The organism is Streptomyces sp. NBC_00354 (assembly GCF_036106915.1).
GTDB lineage: Bacteria > Actinomycetota > Actinomycetes > Streptomycetales > Streptomycetaceae > Streptomyces.
Map to the genome: position 1 here is coordinate 1,031,852 of NZ_CP107983.1, position 15,299 is coordinate 1,047,150.

At 72.7% G+C, this 15,299-nt stretch carries 13 protein-coding genes and 1 tRNA gene; 10 read left to right on the forward strand and 4 right to left on the reverse strand.

Translation table 11 applies throughout. The annotated features are described in order from the left end of the window. Window positions 1-69: 69 nt before the first annotated feature. The 4 genes from OHT74_RS04895 (at window position 70) to OHT74_RS04910 (ending at window position 4,395) form a co-directional block, all read left to right on the forward strand. On the forward strand, window positions 70-1,395 hold the full coding sequence (locus OHT74_RS04895; protein WP_328619468.1) for an ABC transporter substrate-binding protein: 1,326 nt from the start codon (window positions 70-72) through the stop codon (window positions 1,393-1,395). 191 nt (window positions 1,396-1,586) lie between these two features. Next, window positions 1,587-2,435, forward strand: coding sequence for a carbohydrate ABC transporter permease (locus tag OHT74_RS04900; RefSeq protein ID WP_328623258.1), 849 nt, complete (start codon window positions 1,587-1,589; stop codon window positions 2,433-2,435). Next, entirely contained in the window at window positions 2,432-3,364 is a 933-nt protein-coding gene (locus OHT74_RS04905) for a carbohydrate ABC transporter permease (protein ID WP_328619469.1), read from the forward strand. The genes OHT74_RS04900 and OHT74_RS04905 overlap by 4 nt, the downstream gene beginning before the upstream one ends. A gap of 44 nt (window positions 3,365-3,408) precedes the next feature. Next, window positions 3,409-4,395 (forward strand): hydroxyacid dehydrogenase, encoded by a 987-nt coding sequence (locus OHT74_RS04910; protein ID WP_328623259.1) that lies wholly within the window; start codon window positions 3,409-3,411, stop codon window positions 4,393-4,395. Here OHT74_RS04910 and OHT74_RS04915 read toward each other — a convergent pair. Together OHT74_RS04915 and OHT74_RS04920 are read right to left on the reverse strand one after the other, a co-directional pair. Further along, window positions 4,383-5,198 carry a sugar phosphate isomerase/epimerase family protein gene (locus tag OHT74_RS04915; RefSeq protein ID WP_328619470.1) on the reverse strand — a complete coding sequence of 272 codons (816 nt, stop codon included), beginning with the start codon at window positions 5,196-5,198 and terminating at the stop codon, window positions 4,383-4,385. The two genes, OHT74_RS04910 and OHT74_RS04915, sit on opposite strands and share 13 nt — an antisense overlap. After that, window positions 5,195-6,271, reverse strand: a complete 1,077-nt coding sequence (locus OHT74_RS04920) for a LacI family DNA-binding transcriptional regulator (RefSeq protein ID WP_328619471.1) — start codon at window positions 6,269-6,271, stop codon at window positions 5,195-5,197. Before OHT74_RS04920 ends, OHT74_RS04915 begins: the two co-directional genes overlap by 4 nt. A 251-nt stretch (window positions 6,272-6,522) precedes the next feature. Here OHT74_RS04920 and OHT74_RS04925 point away from each other — a divergent pair, with 251 nt between their 5' ends. From OHT74_RS04925 to OHT74_RS04950, 6 genes are all read left to right on the forward strand, one after another. Continuing rightward, window positions 6,523-7,647, forward strand: a complete 1,125-nt coding sequence (locus OHT74_RS04925) for a Gfo/Idh/MocA family protein (protein WP_443047688.1) — start codon at window positions 6,523-6,525, stop codon at window positions 7,645-7,647. Further along, window positions 7,644-8,807, forward strand: a complete 1,164-nt coding sequence (locus tag OHT74_RS04930) for a dihydrodipicolinate synthase family protein (protein WP_328619473.1) — start codon at window positions 7,644-7,646, stop codon at window positions 8,805-8,807. Before OHT74_RS04925 ends, OHT74_RS04930 begins: the two co-directional genes overlap by 4 nt. Further along, complete coding sequence (locus OHT74_RS04935; RefSeq protein WP_266660978.1) at window positions 8,804-9,643, forward strand: sugar phosphate isomerase/epimerase family protein; 840 nt, start codon at window positions 8,804-8,806, stop codon at window positions 9,641-9,643. Before OHT74_RS04930 ends, OHT74_RS04935 begins: the two co-directional genes overlap by 4 nt. A gap of 78 nt (window positions 9,644-9,721) precedes the next feature. After that, window positions 9,722-12,115: a polysaccharide lyase 8 family protein gene (locus tag OHT74_RS04940; protein ID WP_328619474.1), complete on the forward strand. Its 2,394-nt coding sequence runs from the start codon at window positions 9,722-9,724 to the stop codon at window positions 12,113-12,115. Window positions 12,116-12,200: 85 nt separating this feature from the next. Beyond that, entirely contained in the window at window positions 12,201-13,829 is a 1,629-nt protein-coding gene (locus OHT74_RS04945; protein ID WP_266660982.1) for a N,N-dimethylformamidase beta subunit family domain-containing protein, read from the forward strand. 123 nt (window positions 13,830-13,952) lie between these two features. Continuing rightward, on the forward strand, window positions 13,953-14,348 hold the full coding sequence (locus OHT74_RS04950; protein ID WP_328619475.1) for a VOC family protein: 396 nt from the start codon (window positions 13,953-13,955) through the stop codon (window positions 14,346-14,348). A 133-nt stretch (window positions 14,349-14,481) separates the two neighbouring features. Here the strand turns inward: OHT74_RS04950 and OHT74_RS04955 are convergent. Together OHT74_RS04955 and OHT74_RS04960 are read right to left on the reverse strand one after the other, a co-directional pair. Continuing rightward, window positions 14,482-14,555 (reverse strand) — tRNA-Trp (locus tag OHT74_RS04955). A 103-nt stretch (window positions 14,556-14,658) separates the two neighbouring features. Beyond that, on the reverse strand, window positions 14,659-15,042 hold the full coding sequence (locus OHT74_RS04960; protein WP_328619476.1) for an ankyrin repeat domain-containing protein: 384 nt from the start codon (window positions 15,040-15,042) through the stop codon (window positions 14,659-14,661). Between the last annotated feature and the right edge of the window lie 257 nt (window positions 15,043-15,299).

A 15,299-nucleotide genomic window follows, 5' to 3' on the forward strand; every position in this document is an offset into this window, starting at 1 on the left:
TGCATGTTCGCACAAAAGATGGGCCGCGTTCTCCATCCGCCGTCTGCGGTCGTCCGTAGGAGTCACTCCATGTCGCGCAGCTTCCGTTCCTTCCGCATGCCCCGATTCGTCCTGACCACCTCGGTCGCCTCGCTCGCCCTGCTCGCCACCGCGTGCGGCGGGGAGACGGAGCCGGGCGCGGCCGGGGCGGCCGGCGGCTCGCCGGAGCAGCCGGTCACCGTCACGTACTGGTCCTCGTCCGCGGGTGCGCAGCAGACGGCGGACGCCTTCAACAAGACGCACCCGAACATCCAGGTGCAGTTCTCGGCGGTGCCGGGCGGGCCCGACGGGGCGGCCAAGCTGGCCAACGCGGTCAAGGGCGGCAACGCGCCGGACATCGCGACGATGGACTACTCGGCGCTCCCGGAGTTCGCGAGCGGCGGCAATCTGGAGGACCTGAGCGCGACGTCCGGGAAACTCGTCTCCGAGAAGTTCCCCGAGGCGGTGCAGTCACTGGTGAAGCTGGGCGGCAAGACATGGGCCGTGCCGTTCGACGTCACCCCGCTCGAACTCTTCTACCGGAAGGACATCTTCGAGAAGCACGGGGTGGCCGTTCCGAAGACGTGGGACGAGTACAAGGCGGCCGCGGAGAAGATCAACCGGGCCGACCCTTCGGTGAAGATCACCAACTTCGGCGGCGGCGACCCGGCGGTGCTGGCCGGCCTCTCCTGGCAGGCGGGCGCCCGGTGGTACGGCACCGAGGGCGACAAGTGGAAGGTCGCGATCAACGACCCCGCCTCGAAGAAGGTGGCGGAGTACTGGAACGGCCTGATGGCATCGGGGGTGGCCTCGAAGACCCCGCTGTGGGGCGAGGGCGAGGCGAAGGAACGTTCGTCCGGGCAGGTCGCGACCGTCATCGGTGCAGCCTGGACCGCGGGCACCTTCCTCGCGAACTACCCGGACCTCAAGGGGAAGTGGGGCATCGCCCCGCTCCCGACCTGGGACGGCAAGCCCGCCACCGGCATGTACGGCGGCACCTCGTACATCGTGCCGAAGGGCAGCAAGCGGACCAAGGCGGCGGCGGAGTTCATCACGTGGGTCACCACCGACCCGGAGGCGATCAAGGCCCGGCTCAGCTCGCTGAAGTCGCCGAGCAGCGCCCTGCCGGCCAATGCCGAGATGCGGGCCGAGGCCGCGAAGCTGTTCGACACGACGTACTTCGAGGGGCAGGACCCGTACGGCCTGGCCGGCGCGGCGGCGGCCACCATCGTGCCGGGCTGGACGTGGGGCCCGGTCCACCTCCAGGTCAACTCGGCGCAGAACGCGGCCGGCCCGGACCTGGTCAAGGCCCTCGGCGAGGGCCAGTCGGCCGCCGAGAAGGCCATCAAGGACCGCGGCCTGGGCCTGGCCGGCTGATGCCCACCCCCGAGACCCGGCCCGAGCCCCCGGAAGCGACCGCCCAGGCCGACGTCGGCCGAACCGCCGGAGGCCGCGGCGTCGGCCTGCCCGCACAGGCGCCCCGACCGGCAGCCGCATCCCGCCCGGCGCAGCCACCCGACCCCGGTCGAACCATCGGAGGTACCGGCGCTGGTGCGGCCGCCTGGTTCATGGCCCCCTTCTTCCTCCTCTTCGCCGTCGTGACCCTCGCCCCCATCGGGTACGCCGCCTGGCTCAGCCTCTTCCGCGAGGAGCAGTCCGGCCTCGGATTCGGCGGAGCCCGGGAGGTCTTCAGCGGAATCGGGAACTACACCAAGGCCCTGTCCGATCCCCTCTTCCTGGCCTCGTTCCGCCACGTCGCCGTCTACTGCCTGCTCTACATCCCCGTCATGGTCGGCGGCGCCCTGGTCCTCGCCCTGCTCCTGGACTCCGCCCTCGCCCGTGCCCGGCGGTTCTTCCAGATCGCCTTCTACCTGCCGCACGCCGTCCCCGGCCTGATCGCCGCGATGATCTGGCTCTACCTCTACACGCCCGGCCTCAGCCCCGTCCTCGACGTCCTGGACTCGGCCGGGATCTCCTGGAACTTCTTCGGCCGCGACGAGGCCCTGCTGTCGGTGGTCAACATCTCGGCCTGGCAGTGGATGGGCTACAACATGATCATCTTCTACGCCGGGTTCCAGGCCATCCCCCGCGAGACCCTCGAGGCCGCCACCATGGACGGCGCCGGAGCCATCCGCACCGCCTTCCAGGTCAAGGTGCCGAGCATCCGGCCCACCCTCGTGCTGACCGTCCTGTTCACCTGCGTCGGCGCCGTCCAGCTCTTCGACGCCCCGCAGTTGCTCCAGCTCCGGGCCACCGAGATGGGCGAGTCCTGGTCCCCGACCATGTACATCTTCAGCGCCGCGTTCAAGGGCCACGACTACGGGCTGGCGGCCGCGAGCGCGCTGCTCCTCGCCCTGGTCGCCGGCGCCGCCTCCTACGTCGTCACGAAGCTCGGCAACCGCTGGAGGTCCGCATGACCGCCTCGCTCGCCCCGGCCGAGGCCGCGCGCCCGGCCCGCGGCCCTGCCCCCGCCGCTGCCCTCGGCCCGGCCCCGACCCGCCTCGCGCCGAGGAGCGCCCTGCTCTCCCGTACCGCCGTGAACGCCGTGCTCCTCCTCGTCGCGGCCTACACCCTGATGCCCCTCGCCTGGCTGGTCCTGGCCGCCACCAAGAACCGCCGCGACCTCTTCGCCACCGACCCCTACGCCCTGGGGGACTTCAGCCTCCTCACCAACCTCGGCGAGGTCTTCATGTACAACGACGGCATCTTCGGCCGCTGGCTCGCCAACAGCCTGCTCTACACCGTCGTCGGCTCCACCCTCTCGGCCCTCGTCAGCGTGGCCTGCGGCTACGCCTTCCACGCTTACGAGTTCCGGCACAAGGAGAAGCTCTTCGGCGTCGTCCTCGCCGGGATCCTGGTCCCCGCCACCGTGCTCCAGCTGCCGCTGTACCTGATGGCCTCGGCCGCCGGCGCCGTGAACACGTACTGGGCCTACCTCGTGCCCGCCCTGGTCAACCCCTTCGGGGTGTACCTGGCCCGGGTGTTCGCCGAGGGCTACGTCCCCGACGAGGTGCTGGCGGCCGCCCGCGTCGACGGCGCGGGTGAACTACGACTGTTCGCGCACGTGTCGTTCCCGATGCTGTGGCCAGGGTTTGTGACCATCTTCCTGTTCACCTTCACGGCGATCTGGAACAACTTCTACGGCGCGCTGACCATGCTGAACGACGAGCGGCTCTACCCCGTCAGTCTGGGCCTGTTCATGTGGAACCGCAGCGTCTACCAGCAGCCCGAGCTCTATCCCCTGGTGATCACCGGTTCACTCGTCGCCGTCGTCCCGCTCGTACTGGCCTTCCTCGGGCTGCAGCGGTTCTGGCGCTCGGGTCTCACCGCAGGAGCCGTCAAGTGACCCACCGCCTCCTCCCCCGGCGGCGCCCCGCCACGGTGCTCGCCATGAGCCCCGGCACCCGGGCCGCCGTCCTCAGCGGCCGGATGCTGCCCGCGCTCGTCCGGGTCGCCGATGTGGACGCCGATCTGCTGCTGACCGGCTTCGACCACGACGAGCCCGAGCTCCACCGCCGCCTCGCAGAGGCCGAGGTGCTGTTCACCGGCTGGGGCTGTCCGCCGCTCGACGCCGAGGCGCTGGACCGGATGCCGCGGCTGCGCGCCGTGGTGCATGCCGCCGGCAGCGTCAAACACCATGTCACGGAGGCCTGCTGGGAGCGCGGGCTGCTGGTCTCCAGCGCAGCCGCCGCCAATGCCGTGCCGGTCGCCGAGTACACGCTCGCCGCGATCCTGTTCGCCAACAAGCGGGTCCTGGAATCCGCCCACGCCTACCGGGCGGCGCGCGGCCCGATCGACCTGCTGCGCCGCTACCCGGCCGTCGGCAACTACCACCGCACCGTCGGCATCGTCGGCGCCTCGCTCATCGGCCGGCGCGTCATGGAGCTGCTGCGCCCCTTCGACCTGCGGGTACTCGTCCACGATCCGTACGCCGACCCGGCCGAGCTCGCCGCGCTGGGCGGCGAGTGCTGCGCGCTCGACGAACTGCTGCGCCGCAGCGACGTGGTGAGCCTGCACGCTCCCGCGGTCCCCCAGACCCGCCATCTGCTGGACGCCGCCCGGCTGGCGCTGATGCCGGACGGCGCGACGCTCGTCAACACCGCGCGGGGCTCGCTCGTCGACACCGTGGCGCTGACCGAGGAGCTGGTCGCGGGACGGCTGCACGCCGTACTCGACCACACCGAGCCCGAGGTGCTGCCCACCGGCTCCCCGCTGTACAACCTCCCGAACGTGCTGCTCACCCCGCATGTGGCGGGCTCGCTGGGCGGGGAGCTGGACCGGCTGGCCGCAATGGCGGTCGAGGAACTGGAGCGGTACGCCATGGGCCTGGGCTTCCGCTACGCCGTCGACCGCGGGCGGCTCGCCTACTCGGCCTGAGGCGCCGTCGCCGTCGCCGTCGCCGTCGCCACCAGGCTCTCCAGGTACTCCCGGCCCCGCGCCAGCTGCCCCGGCAGCTCGGCGGCGCCGGGATACCAGCGCTTCTCGTACTCCCAGCAGAGCCAGCCGTCCGGCGGTACGGCGGCCACCGCCTCGGCGAGCGGCAGCGCTCCGGCGCCGAGCCCGAGGGGGGTGAGCTCCTGCGCCGACGCCACGTCCTTCACCTGTACGTAGCCCAGGTGCCGGGCCAGGGCCCGCCGCGTCTCGTCCGGGGACTCGCCCCCGAGCCAGGTGTGCAGTACGTCCCACAGCGCGCCCGCGCCGCAATGCCCGACCCGGTCCAGCACCCGCCCGGCGGCCGCTCCGGTCCGGTGCGAGTCGTGCGTCTCGAGCAGGATCCGCACTCCGTGCCGCTCGGCGAACGGTGCGGCGGCGGCCAGCCGGCGTACCGCGTGCGCATCGGCGACGGCCGCAGACTGCTCGGCTCCGCCGGGGAACACCCGGACGTAGGGGGCTTCGAGGTCGGCGGCGAGCCGGACCAGGCCGTGCAGTTCGGCGAGGACCGGGTCGTCCGCTCCGGGGGCGGCCACCCGGGTGTAGCCCGCGACCCCGAGGACGCCGACTCCGGCGGCTCTGAGGGTGCGCAGACCCGCCGCACGGTCGGCGGGCGGGCTGTCGGGGTGCAGGGGCTCCTCGGGGTGGGCGCGCAGTTCGAGGCCGTCGTAGCCGTGGGCGGCGGCGAGGGCGGCGCTCCGGCCGAGCGGCGTGCCGGGCAGGCCGAGCGTCGAGAAGGCGTACCTCACGGCCGGCTCCCGTCCGGCGGGGGCGGCGCGGTGGATCCGCGCACCATGAGCTCGGTGGGCAGGGTGGTGATGCCGCCCGGGGGCAGCGGTCTGCGGCCGGTGACCAGCTGGGCGGCGAGTATGCCCGCCTCGCGCAGCGGCACCCGGACGGTGGTGAGCGCGGGGGCGGTGTCCACGCAGAAGGGGAGGTCGTCGAAGCCGGCGACGGAGACGTCCTCGGGGATGCGCAGTCCGGCCTCGCGCAGGGCCGCGGCCACGCCGGTGGCGACGGTGTCGTTGGCCGCGGCGACGGCCGTGAAGGGCTCTCCGCGACGCAGCAGTTCGCGGGTGGCGTCGTAGCCGGCGGAGCGCTCGAAGCCGGCGTGCACGGTGAGCGGGTCGCAGGCTGCGGGCAGACCGGGATCGTGGCGCCGCAGTGCCTCGCGGTGTCCGCCGAGCCGCTCCCGGGTGGTGCTCAGCCCCGGCGGGCCGGCCACGTACGCGATGCGCCGGTGGCCGAGTGTCAGCAGGTGCTCGGCGAGGCGGAAGGCGCCTCCCCGGTCGTCGAACATGACGGTGGCCACGGGCAGTGCGGCGGGTACGGGCAGCGGGGGCCGACCGCACAGGACGACGGGAGCGCCGGTGCCCGCCATCCGGGTGATGCGGGAGGTGAGCGCGGCGGTGTGCCCGGGCTCCTCCACGGCGCCGCCGGTCAGGACGACCCCGCCGGCCCGCTGCCCTTCCAGCAGGGTGAGGTAGGCGAGTTCGGCTGCGGGGGCGCCCTCGGTGTTGCAGACGACGGCGAGCCGGCGGGCGTCCGCCCGGCCGGTCGGCGCGAGGGCGCTCTGCAGGGATCCGGCGAGGATGCCGAAGAAACTGTCCGCGACGTCGTGGACGAGGACGCCGACCAGGTCGGAGGTGGCGGCCGCGAGGGCGCGGGCGGGGCCGTTGGCCACGTAGCCGAGATCTTCTACTGCTTGTTCCACGCGGGTCCGGGTGCCCCCGGCCACCGGGTATCCGCCGTTGAGCACCCGCGAGACCGTCGCGGGCGATACACCTGCGTGCGCCGCCACCTCGGCGAGAGTCACCGCCATCCTGCACCCCCTCCTGCTCGTCCCGGGTCATCGTCTCATCCGGTGTGTGCCCCTCCTAGACTCCTCGATTCAGAAAGCGCTTTCCATCACCCGAATGAGTGTTGCGCGCCCAGGATTCCCGGCCCTAGCCTGATGAGAGTGAAAGCGCTTTCTATCGGGCTTTCCAGCATGACGCACGAGCGAACGCGAAGAAGACCAAGAGCCGGCACGAAGGAGGGGACACCGTGGAGCGCAGGACGATCAAGATCGCCATGAACGGCGTGACCGGGCGGATGGGATACCGCCAGCATCTGGTCCGCTCGCTGCTCGCCCTGCGCGAGCAGGGCGGGCTGGATCTGGGTGACGGCAGGGTGCTGTGGCCCGAGCCGGTACTGGTCGGGCGCCGGGAGCCGGCGCTGCGGGCCATCGCCGAGGAGCACGGACTGGAGCACGTCAGCACGGACCTGGCGGCCGTGCTGGCCGATCCCGAGGTCGAGATCTACTTCGACGCCCAGGTCACCGGCGCGCGCGAGGCCGCGGTCCGGCAGGCCGTGGCGGCGGGCAAGCACGTGTACTGCGAGAAGCCGACCGCCCTGACCTTCGCGTCCTCGCTGGAGCTGGCCCGCCTGGCCTCGGCGGCCGGGGTCAAGCACGGTGTGGTCCAGGACAAGCTGTTCCTGCCGGGGCTGCTGAAACTGAAGCGGCTGATCGAGGGCGGCTTCTTCGGCGAGATCCTGTCCGTGCGCGGGGAGTTCGGGTACTGGGTCTTCGAGGGCGACTGGCAGCCGGCCCAGCGGCCGTCCTGGAACTACCGGGCGCAGGACGGCGGGGGCATCGTCGCCGACATGTTCCCGCACTGGGAGTACCTGCTGCACGAGCTGTTCGGCCGGGTCCGCACGGTGCAGGCCCTGGCCCGTACGCACATCGGCCGCCGCTGGGACGAGGAGGGCAAACCGTACGAGGCGACGGCGGACGACGCCGCGTACGCCGTCTTCGAGCTCGACGGCGGTGCCGTCGCGCAGATCAACTCCTCCTGGGCGGTACGGGTCCACCGTGACGAGCTGGTGGAGTTCCAGGTGGACGGGACGCACGGGTCGGCGGTCGCCGGGCTGCGCGGCTGCCGCATCCAGCACCGCGGGGCGACGCCCAAGCCGGTGTGGAATCCCGATCTGCCGCAGACGGAGGCGTTCCGCGCCCAGTGGCAGGAGGTCCCGGACAACGCCCCCTTCGACAACGGCTTCAAGGCGCAGTGGGAGCTGTTCCTGCGCCATGTCGTACTCGACGAGCCCTGGCAGTGGGACCTGCTGGCCGGTGCGCGCGGGGTGCAGCTCGCCGAGCTGGGGCTGCGGTCCTCGGCGGAGGGCCGGCGGCTGCCAGTGCCGGAGGTGGTCCTGTGAGCATCCGGCTGCCCTCGGCGGAAGGCGGGTACCGCCTGCACCGGCCGCGTACCGATCCGCTCGCGCCGCTGGTCTGCGGTCCGGCGCGCAGCCGCAGGTTCTATGCGGCCGCGCATGTGGTCGCGGATCCCCTCGCCGCCCCGGCGCAGGCCGGTCCGGTGGTGGACTGGGAAGCGACGCTGGCCTTCCGGCACCGGCTGTGGGCGCAGGGACTCGGGGTCGCGGAGGCCATGGACACGGCGCAGCGCGGGATGGGCCTGGACTGGCCGGCCGCGGCGGAGCTGATCCGCCGGTCGGCCGCCGAGGCCCGGGCGGTGGGCGGCCGGATCGTCTGCGGCGCGGGCACCGACCAGCTCCCTCCGGGCGGCGGGCACTCGCCGGCCGCGATCACCGCCGCGTACGAGGAACAGCTCGCGCACATCGAGGCCTGCGGGGCGGGGGCCGTGCTGATGGCCTCACGCGCGCTGGCGGCGGCAGCGCGGGGCCCGGAGGACTACCTGGAGGTGTACGGGAGACTGCTGCGGCAGAGCGCCCGGCCGGTCGTACTGCACTGGCTCGGCCCGATGTTCGACCCGGAGCTGGCCGGGTACTGGGGCCACGCCGATCTCGTTGCGGCCACCGAGGTGCTCCTGAAGATCATCGCCGACTGCCCGGAGAAGGTGGACGGGGTCAAGGTCTCGCTGCTGGACGCGGAGCGGGAGCGGGACATCCGGCGCAGACTCCCGCCCGGCGTCCGCTGCTACACGGGCGACGACTACCACTATCCCGAACTGATCGCCGGGGAGGGGGCCGGAGATCTGGCGAGTGATGCGCTGCTGGGCATCTTCGACCCGATCGCCCCGCTGGCCGCCCGTGCTGCGCTCGCCCTGGACCGGGACGATCCTGCGGGGTTCCGGGAGCTGCTGGATCCGACGGTGGCGCTGTCCCGGCACCTGTTCGCCCCGCCGACCCGCTACTACAAGACGGGGGTGGTGCTGCTGGCCTGGCTCGCGGGGTACCAGGAGCACTTCACGATGCTGGGCGGGCTGCAGTCGGCCCGGCCGCTCCCCCATCTGGCCACCGCGTACGAACAGGCCGATCTGCTGGGTCTGTTCCCCGATCCGGAGCTCGCCGAGGCGCGGATGCGGCAGCTCCTCGGGGTGTACGGGGTGGCGTCATGAGCCGGGGGCCGGCCCCGGCCCGGTTCAGCCTCAACCAGGAGACGGTCCGGCAGTGGTCGATGCCCGAGCTGGTCGCCGGGTGCGCAGAGGCCGGGGTGGGCGCGGTCGGGCTGTGGCGGGATCCGGTCCGGGAGTTCGGGCTGCGCGAGACGGCGAAGCTGGTCGCCGGGGCCGGGCTGCGCGTCAGCTCACTGTGCCGCGGCGGGTTCTTCACCGCCGCCGATCCGGCGGGGCGGGCGGCGGCCCTCGAGGACAACCGGCGGGCCGTGGAGGAGGCGGCCGAACTGGGCGCCGACGCACTGGTCCTGGTCTCGGGGGGCCTGCCCGACGGCGACCGGGACCTGGTGGGTGCGCGGCGGCGGATCGCCGACATCCTGGGCGAACTGGCCCCGTGGGCCGCCGCGCACGGGATACGGCTGGGGATCGAGCCCCTGCATCCGATGTTCGCCTCGGACCGCTGTGTGGTCTCCACCCTCGGCCAGGCGCTGGACATCGCCGAGCAGTTCCCGGCGCGGCAGGTGGGGGTGGTCGCCGATGCGTACCACCTGTGGTGGGACGAGCGGCTGCCGGCTGACCTGCGCCGGGCGGGAACGGGCGGGCGCATCGTGTCGGTCCAGGTCGCCGACTGGGTGACCCCGCTCCCCGAGGGGGTGCTGCTGGGCCGGGGGCAGCTGGGCGACGGGTGCATCGATCTGCGGGCGTTCCGGGAGCTGGCGGACGAGGCCGGCTACCGGGGCCCGGTGGAGGTGGAGATCTTCCATCCGGGGCTGTGGGCACGGGACGGCTCCGAGGTGCTGAGGGAGGTGATCGACCGCTACCGCGAGCACGTGGCGTGAGGCAGGCCGGGTGGGGCAAGGAACGGGCCGGCGGGGGCCGGTACGGACATCGGTACGGGATCGGACCAGGAGCAAGCGATGACAGACGTGTGGAGTCGGCGCGCCTTCCTCTCCGCCGCGGGCGGGGGTGCGCTCCTGCTGGGAGCACCCGCCGCGCGGGCGGGGGCTGCGCCGGCGGGCGAGGTCCACGACGCGATGAGGGCGGTGTGGCGCGGTCTTTTCCTGGGCGGTGACATCCCGGCCGCGGCCGAGCCGTTCCGTTCGAGACTGGCCGATCTCGGCGCCCTGGCCGGCGGCTGGCGCTCCGCCATGGCTCCGGCGACCGGCTCGCTCTGGCCCGACCTGGGGTACGGCAGCGACCCCGAGATGATGATGCAGAGCTACTACAGGCTGCGGACCATGGCCGAGGCCTACGTCCGGCCCGGGACCGGGCTCACCGGGGACGGTGCGCTGCGCACGGCTCTGCTGACCGGGCTGGACCATCTGCACGCGGACGTGTACCACGCCGGCCAGGTGCGGTACGGCAACTGGTACTGCTGGCAGATCGGCGCCCCGCAGGCCCTGCTGGACCTGTGCGTACTGCTGTACGAGACGTTGCCGGCCGCCCCACTCGCCGACTTCTGCGCGGCCGTCGACCACTTCGTCCCGGACTCGGCCGTCGGCTCGTACACCGGGACCAGTACGGGGGCGAACCGTGTGGACCTGTGCCGGGTGCTGGCGCTGCGCGGCGTGGTCGGCGGGGACTCGGCGAAGATCGCCCTGGCCCGGGACGCGCTCGCGCCGGTGTTCCCGTACGTCACCGCAGGCGACGGGCTCTACCGGGACGGGTCGTTCGTCCAGCACACCTGGGTGCCGTACACGGGGACGTACGGGGCGGTGCTGCTCGGCGGGCTGGGGATGCTGTTCGCTCTGCTGAAGGGCACTGCGTGGCAGGTCACGGATCCCGGGGCGCAGATCGCGTTCGACGCGGTGGAGCGGGCCTGGGCGCCGTTCCTGTTCAACGGGCTGGTCATGGACGCCGTATCGGGTCGGGCGGTGAGCCGGGGTCTGCTGGTCGCCGACCCACGGCAGGTCCAGCAGGACGACCATGCCCGGGGGCATGCGGTGCTCGCCGCGATCCTGCTCCTCGCGGAGGGCGCGAGCACCACCGAGCGGGCGCGCTGGCGCGGGCTGGTGAAGGGGTGGACGGCCCGGGACTACTACAGTCCCCCGCTCGCGGACACGGCGCTCGCGCTGTCCTCCCTCGCCCGGCTGGCGGACGTCGAGTCCGACGCGTCGGTCACGGCACTGCCCGAGCCGGTCGGGCACCGGCTGTTCGCATCCATGGACCGGGCCACGCACCGGCGGCCCGGCTGGGCGGCCTCGCTGTCCATGGCCTCGAAGCGGATCGCCTACTACGAGACGGGCAACGGGGAGAACCTGCGCGGCTGGCACACCGGGAGCGGGATGCTCTCCTGGTGGGGAGCCACGTACGGCAACGGCCAGTACTCGGACGCCTTCTGGCCCACGGTGGACCCGTACCGGCTGCCGGGGACCACCGTGTCGCGGAAGGTGCTCGCCGACGGGGCCGGCGGTGACTGGGGAGCATCCCGGCCCGACGCGGCCTGGGTGGGCGGTACGACCGACGGGGAGTTCGCCTCGCTGGGCCAGCACCTGCGGGGTCTGGGCAGCACGCTCACGGCTCGCACATCCTGGTTCTTCCTCGACGACACCATCGTCTGTCTGGGGGCCGGGATCCGCTGCTCGGACGGGGCCGCGGTCGAGACGGTGGTCGACAACCGCAATCTCGGCGCCACGGGCACGCATGCCCTGACCGTGGGCGGCACGGTCCTGCCGACCGCCCTCGGCTGGTCGGCGGCCTTCCCCTCCCCCGGCTGGGCGCATCTCGCCGGCTTCGGCGGGTACGTGATGTCGGGCCCGGGGTCGTTCAAGGCCCTGCGGGAGGCGCGCACCGGCCGGTGGAGCGACGTCAACCGTGGCGGATCCACCACGGCCCTGACCCGGCGCTACCTCACCCTCTGGTACGACCACGGCAAGGACCCGGCCGGCGCCGGGTACGTCCACCAGGTGATGCCGGGGGCGACGGTGGCCCGGACAGCCGCCCGGGCCGCCACTCCGGGGTGGCTGTCCGTACTCGCCAACTCCGAGACGGCCCAGGGCGTCTCGGTGCCCACGCTGGGCTTCACCGGGGTCAACTTCTGGCAGGCCGGGTCGGCCGGCCCGCTGGAGGCGGCAGCACCCTGTTCGGTGACGGTGCGGGAGAGACCGGACGGAACGGCCGCGGTGTGCGTCTCGGACCCCGCCCGCGCGCTGACCTCGCTGACCCTGGTCTGGAACCGCCCCGTCACCGCGGTGCTGACGCGGCCGCCGAGCCTGGTCTCGGAGGTCACCGGCGCGCAGTTGCGGCTCGGCTTCGGGGATCTCACCGCGGCCGCGGGGGCGGTCCAGCAGGTGGTGGTGCGGCTGGGGTGAGCCGGGAGAGGCACGGGGCGGACCGTCGGGGAGGACGGCCGGGCGGGTAGCAGAGGGGCGTCAAGCATGACATAGCGTGCCCTCCATGGATCAGGAGCACATAGCCGGGGCCGGGAACGGCGACGGCGCGGGCAGGCGGCGGTTCCTCGCGATCGCGACGGGGGCTGCGACCGCCGCCGGGCTCGGGGCCGTGGCGGGCTGCGCGAACGGGGCCGCCGAGGGGGCGGACGGCGGGGCCGCAGGCAAGGACAAGGGGGCCACGCCCGGCGGACCGGGCGGCAAGGGCGGGCCGGCCGGTTTCGACGTCAAGGCCGAGAACGCCAGGCCCGGGAACGGCGACTGGCATGTGACCAAGGCCGGCCCGGCCCGGGCCATCGAGGGCTTCGCCGACAAGGTCAGCGTCCTGCCGGGCGAGTCCTTCGGCCTGCACGTGTCCACCACCGCGCCCCGGTTCACCGTCTCCGCCTACCGGATGGGCTGGTACGGCGGCGCCCGGGCCCGGCTGGTGTGGCGGTCCGAGGCCCTGCCCGGCGTACGCCGGCCCGAGCACACGGTGGATTCCGCGACCCGGATGGTCCGCACCCGCTGGCCCCGCACCACCACCGTCGACACGAAGGACTGGCCGGAGGGCTGCTACCTGCTGCGGCTCGACGCACAGAGCGGCGAGGGCCAGCGCTTCGTCCCGGTCACCGTGCGCTCGGCGGCGAGCGCCGGCCGTACGGTCGTGGTGAACGCGGTGGCGACCTGGCAGGCGTACAACCGGTGGGGCGGGTACGGCAGCTACGACGGACCCAGCGGCGGCTACGCGTCGCGCTCCCTCTCCGTCACGTTCGACCGGCCGTACGAGTACGACGACGGCGCGGGCCTGTTCCTCGTGTACGAGGCCCCGCTCCTCGCCCTCGCCGAACGGCTCGGCATCCCCCTGGCCTACGCGACGACCACCGACGTGGCGCGGGAGAAGCGGCTGCTGGAAGGGGCCGCGGCGGTGCTCTCCCTCGGCCACGACGAGTACTGGTCGCCCGAGCAGCGGGCCCACTTCACCGCCGCCCGGGACGCCGGGACCAACATCGCGATCCTGGGGGCGAACTGCTGCTTCCGCCGGATCCGGCTGGAGCCCACCGATCTCGGGCCGGACCGTACGGTGGTCTGCTACAAGTCCTCCTACGACCAGGACCCCGGATTCAAGCGGGGCCACCCGGCCACCGTCGACTTCCGCTCGGCGCCCGGCGCCGACCCGGAGAGCTCGCTGCTCGGTGTGATCTACGACGGCTACCCGGTGGACGCCCCGTACGTCGTGACCCACCCCGGCCACTGGCTGTTCGAGGGCACCGGCGTCAAAGCGGGCGACCGCTTCGCGCACCTGGTGGGGGTGGAGTACGACAAGGTCAACACCGGTTTCCCGACGCCCCGGCCGATCGAGATCCTGGCCCACTCCCCCGTGGTGTGCGAGGGCCGGCCCAGCCACCAGGACACGGCGTACTACACGGTGCCGAGCGGCGCGGCCGTGTTCGCGACCGGGACCATGCGCTGGGTGGAGGCTCTGGACGCCACGGGCGACGGCCGCAGCGGGGCCAACCACGGCCTCGACGCGACGGCGGGCGCGCTGACCACCCGGGTGACGGAGAACCTGCTGCGGGCGTTCGCAGCGGGCCCGGCGGGGCGGACGCATCCCGCCCAGGACAACGTGAAAGCCGTGTACGGGGGTTCGCCATGACCGGAATGCGGTGGACTCGACCCGGAAGTGGTGTTTAGGATCGTGATCACGGCATCGCGTGTCGGTCACCGACCGGGTGAGACATGGAGGTGCCCGTGATGTGCCTTGCGGAGGCATTCACTCATGTCAGTACAGCTCAACCACACGATCGTCCACTCCCGGAACAACCGGGAGGCCGCCGAGTTCCTGGCGGACATCCTCGGCCTCGTGGTCGGGACCGAGTGGGGCCCGTTCATCCCCGTCGAAACCGCCAACGGCGTCACCCTCGACTTCGCGACGGCCCCGGCCGAGTCCATCACGATCCAGCACTACGCGTTCCTCGTCTCCGAGGAGGAATTCGACGTGTCGTTCGGGAAGATCCGGGCAGGCGGGGTCCCGTACTTCGCCGACCCGCACATGAAGCAGCCCGGCGAGATCAACCACAACGACGGCGGCCGCGGCGTCTACTTCCTCGACCCGTCGGGCCACGGCATGGAGATCATCACCCGCCCGTACGGCTACGCGGAGCCCACGGCCTAGCCACCTGATCAGGCGGTCATGCGCCGCATGGCCTGCGGGTCCGCGGCCAGGCGGCCGCGCACGCTCCCGCTGGTGAAACGCCGTCGGGCCCGGCCCCTGTGGAGGGGACGGGCCCGACGGCGCGTACTGCTTGCAGGGGCGGCAGGATTCGAACCTGCGACATCTGGTTTTGGAGACCAGCGCTCTGACCAGCTGAGCTACACCCCTTCGGTGAGACCAACTCTGACACGGAGCGCAGCGAAGATCCAAATGAATTTATGGGTCATGCGGGTGGAAGTTCGGCCCGCGTGTGGGCGCCAACCGTTCGAAGTCAGTCGATCAGGGACTCGTTTTCGCTGGTCAGAGCGATATCCAGCGGGGTCATGCCGCCGTACCCGATCCAGTCGACGTCCACCCGGTGAGACAGGAGGTACTGGGCGGCGGGGAGTTGACCTCCGTGGCAGGCCGACCAGAAAGCGCTGGTGAGCTCTTCGGCGGGCGGGACGCCGGCTGCGAGGAACTCCGTGACGCGGTCGAGCAGTCCGAGGGCGGCGGCCTCCTGGAGGTCGGGGCGGGCCCCGAGTTCGAGCAGTCGGCGGGCGGCCCGCCACTGTCCGAAGGCGCAGGCATCCGCGAGCGGGGTTCCACCGCCGACGACCGCGCCCGGCGCCCCGATGTCGGAGCCGGCCGCTACGAGGGCGTCGACCGCCTCCACGTCGTCCCGCCGTCACAGGACGATGCCCGGGCCAGTCGGTCGCGATGTGTCACCTTCCGGCTGCCGAGCGACGCCGCCCTCGCCGCGGTCCAGTTCGCGCTGAACTCCGGCCTCGCCGACGACGTCGGCCACTGGAGCCTCTCCTGAGGCCTGCCGGCCCGAGTTTCGGACGCCCCCTTGACCGCTCTGGTCCAGACCAATAGTTTCCGGCATGCACCGCGCACGCGTCCCCGCACCGCTCCCGCATCCGCAAAGGA